This window comes from Nocardia sp. alder85J, from assembly GCF_020176955.2.
Taxonomy (GTDB): domain Bacteria; phylum Actinomycetota; class Actinomycetes; order Mycobacteriales; family Mycobacteriaceae; genus Nocardia.
Genome location: NZ_JAIUCZ020000027.1, coordinates 1 through 3,056 on the forward strand (window position 1 = coordinate 1; position 3,056 = coordinate 3,056).

The 3,056-nt window shown below is 70.2% G+C and carries 1 protein-coding gene; it reads right to left on the reverse strand.

Features of this window, described 5'->3' with window-relative positions:
• On the reverse strand, positions 1 to 3,056 hold a 3,056-nt coding region (locus tag LBW94_RS44080; protein ID WP_225062752.1), incomplete at both ends, for a putative T7SS-secreted protein.

Below are 3,056 nucleotides of genomic sequence, written 5' to 3' on the forward strand. Positions count from 1 at the left end.
GTAGGTGTATTCGGTGCGGGCTCCGCCTGCGTCGGTGGTGGCGGCGAGGTCGCCGGTGGTGGTCCATTCCTGGCGTCGGATGCTGCCGTCTGGGCTGGTGATGCGGGAGGGGTGTTGTGGGGAGGTGTAGTCGATGGTGATGGTGGCGTTGTCGGGGCGGGTGATTTCGGTGAGGTCGCCTTCGCTGGTGTAGCGGTAGGTGGTGGTGGCGCCGTCGGGGCCGGTGACATGGAGGGGGCGGCGGTCGGTGTTGTAGTCGTAGTGGGTGTGGGCGCCGGTGGGGTCGAGGTGGTCGCGTAGGCGCAGGTCGTGGTCGAAGCCGTGGGTGGTGGTGGCGCCGTGGGAGTCGGTGACGGTGGTGAGTGTGCCGGTGCCGTCGGGGAATCGCAGGTAGTCGTAGGTGCTGTCGAGGATGCCGGCGGTGCCGTGCTGGGCTATGACGCGGCCGTGCGGGTCGTAGGTGTTGTGCATCTGGTTGCCGTTGGAGTCGGTCCAGGATGTCATCCGGTGTTCGGGGTCGTAGGTGTAGCTGGTGGTGGCGGCGACGGCGTTGGTGACGGTGGTGAGTTGGCCTGCGTGGTAGGTGTATTCGCGGATGCGGATGGGGGTGCCGCGGTCGATGACCGATAAGCCGGTGATGCGGCCTGCGGTGGTGTCGATGAGGATGTGGTAGCCGCCGGAGTGGGTGATGGCGGCAGGGGTGCCGTCGGGGGTGTAGTGGACGCGGATGCGGTTGTGGTGGCTGTCGGTGATGGCGGAGATCGCGTAGTTGCCGAGGCGGTGTTCGAGGCCGCCGAGTGCGGGTTCGGGGGCGAAGTGCCAGGTGAGTTCCCGTGCGGGGTTGTGGATGTGGTAGCCGCCGGTGTCGGTGCGGGTGCAGGTCCAGCGTTGGCCGCCGGACAAGGCCACGGTGGTGACACCGATCGGGGCGTGGGGGTAGGCCAGGAGGATGCCGTCTTCGCCGAGGAAGGTGACGCCCGCGTCTTCGACGACGATGCGCATGTCGAGGGTGGCCGACCAGGAGGGTCCGAACCAGCGGCCGTATCGGTAGGTGGAGCGGTGGGTGCGGCGCAGGATGACCGGGAGGACGGCGGGGAGGGTGAGATCTGTTTCGGGGAGCAGGAATTCGCCGGTGGCGATGTCGACGGGGTCACGGCCGGTGCAGGTGTCGGCGGGGTCGCGGTTGGATGCGGGACCGGCGTCGCGGGCGTCGGAATGCACTCCCTGGTCGGCGTCGGCACGGTCGGCGGGCGAGTCGCCGGCCGATGGTTCGTGCCTACCCGGATCAGGATCGTCGGGATGGGTCCGGTCACCGGGATGGCTGCCGTCGGCGTGAGTGCCATCACCGGGGTGAGTGCCGTCGGGGGTATGCGTGTCGGGGTGTGCTGGATCCGGGTGTGTGGCAGTGGGTTCCGTGCCGGGGTGTGGTGGTGTGCCGGTGGGGTGCGGGCCGTCGGTGGCGTGTCCGGGTGAGTTCGGGTGCGTGCCGGGTTGTTCGGGGTGTCCGGTGACCGGCTCGCGCGGGGCTGCCGCGTCGGTGGCGTGGGGGACCGGTTCCGGGCGGGGCCCGGCCGCGATCGGGGATTCGTGTGGAGTGGCGGGATCGATGCTGGGGCCTGCGCGGGGTGCGACCGGTGCCCCGTCCGGGTGCGCGCCGGGCCGGACCGGGTCCGGTGCCCGGCCACTGTCGACGGGATGCGCGATGTCACCGGGGTGGGAGCCGTCGGCAGGACGCGCACCGCTGTCCGGCCTTGTAGCGTCGGGACGGGAACCATCGGCCGGGCGAGCACCATCAGCGGGCCGCCCACTGTCAGCGGGTTTACCCGTGTCGGCCGGTTTCCCGGTATCGGCGGGCCGTGAAGTGTCCACCGGCCGAACAGGTTCCGGGGGCCGGGGTGCCTCCGGTGGTTTCGGGACCGCCGCAGCGGGTTTCGGGGCCGCCTCGACAACCGGGACACCGTCACGGGCAGTAGTCGCCCCGTCACGAGCGACGGTGGCCCCGTCACGGGCCACGGTCACCCCGTCACGGGCGACGGTGGCCACATCCCGCACGGCGTTCGCGGTGACCTCCGCCGAACCCGCCCCGCCGGTGCCGACGGTCATCACGACCTGACCGGTCAGATTCCCCAGCCATTCGGCCGGATCCGACCGCGCCCCCGACAGCAACCCGTGCACCGTCGCCGCCGGATCCGCCGCCGCGACCACCATCCCCGCATCCAGATCCGACATCCCCGCCAGATACGCCGCCGGATGGGTCAGGTTGTAGGGGTCCATCGGCGACACCTGCCGCACGAACTGCACCACACCGGTGAAACTGGTCAGCAGGCCCTTGTCGAAATCCAGGCCCGCGAACTGCGCGATATCCGCGGCGTCGGAGAAATCGTCACGCATCCGGTCGGTGAACGACGGGGTCGCGGGGGCCTTCGCGGTCGCGGCCTGTAACCCCGACACCGCCACACCCGCGGCATTGTCACGGTCGGTACGCGCGTGTGCCAGGATCGCGCGGGCATCCTCACGCATCGACGTCCACGTGTCGGTCAACGTGGTGCGGCGCTGCTCGGCCGCGGGCAAACCGTTCCACCAACTCTTCTGGCGGCGCTCCTCGGTATCGGCCTGTTTCCACCTCGTGATCGCGTCGGCGGCGCGGCCCTGCGCGGTGGTCACCGCATGCGACCAGTCCACCAGGACCGTCGCGGCCTGATGCATCGCGTCGGCACCGTCGAACCACACGCGGGGTTGCTTACCGAAGGTGGTGTGGAACTCCTCGGCGCCCTTGCCGGTCCACTGCGCCACATCGATGGTCTTCAACGCCTGACCGGTCTTGTCGACCGAATCACCCATCTTCTGGACCAGATCCGCGGCACCGGCGATGGCCCCTGCATCGCCGTGGATCAGCTCCTTCGGGTCGTCGGTCTGGCCCAGCTGTTTCTCGGGGACCTCCGCGCCCAGGGCGTCGGCGGCCTCGTCACCCCACCGGTCCAGGTTCGCGGCCACACCATCGGCACCGACATCACCGGCCAGCGAACCCACACCGTGCATGCCCGCGTCGACCGCCT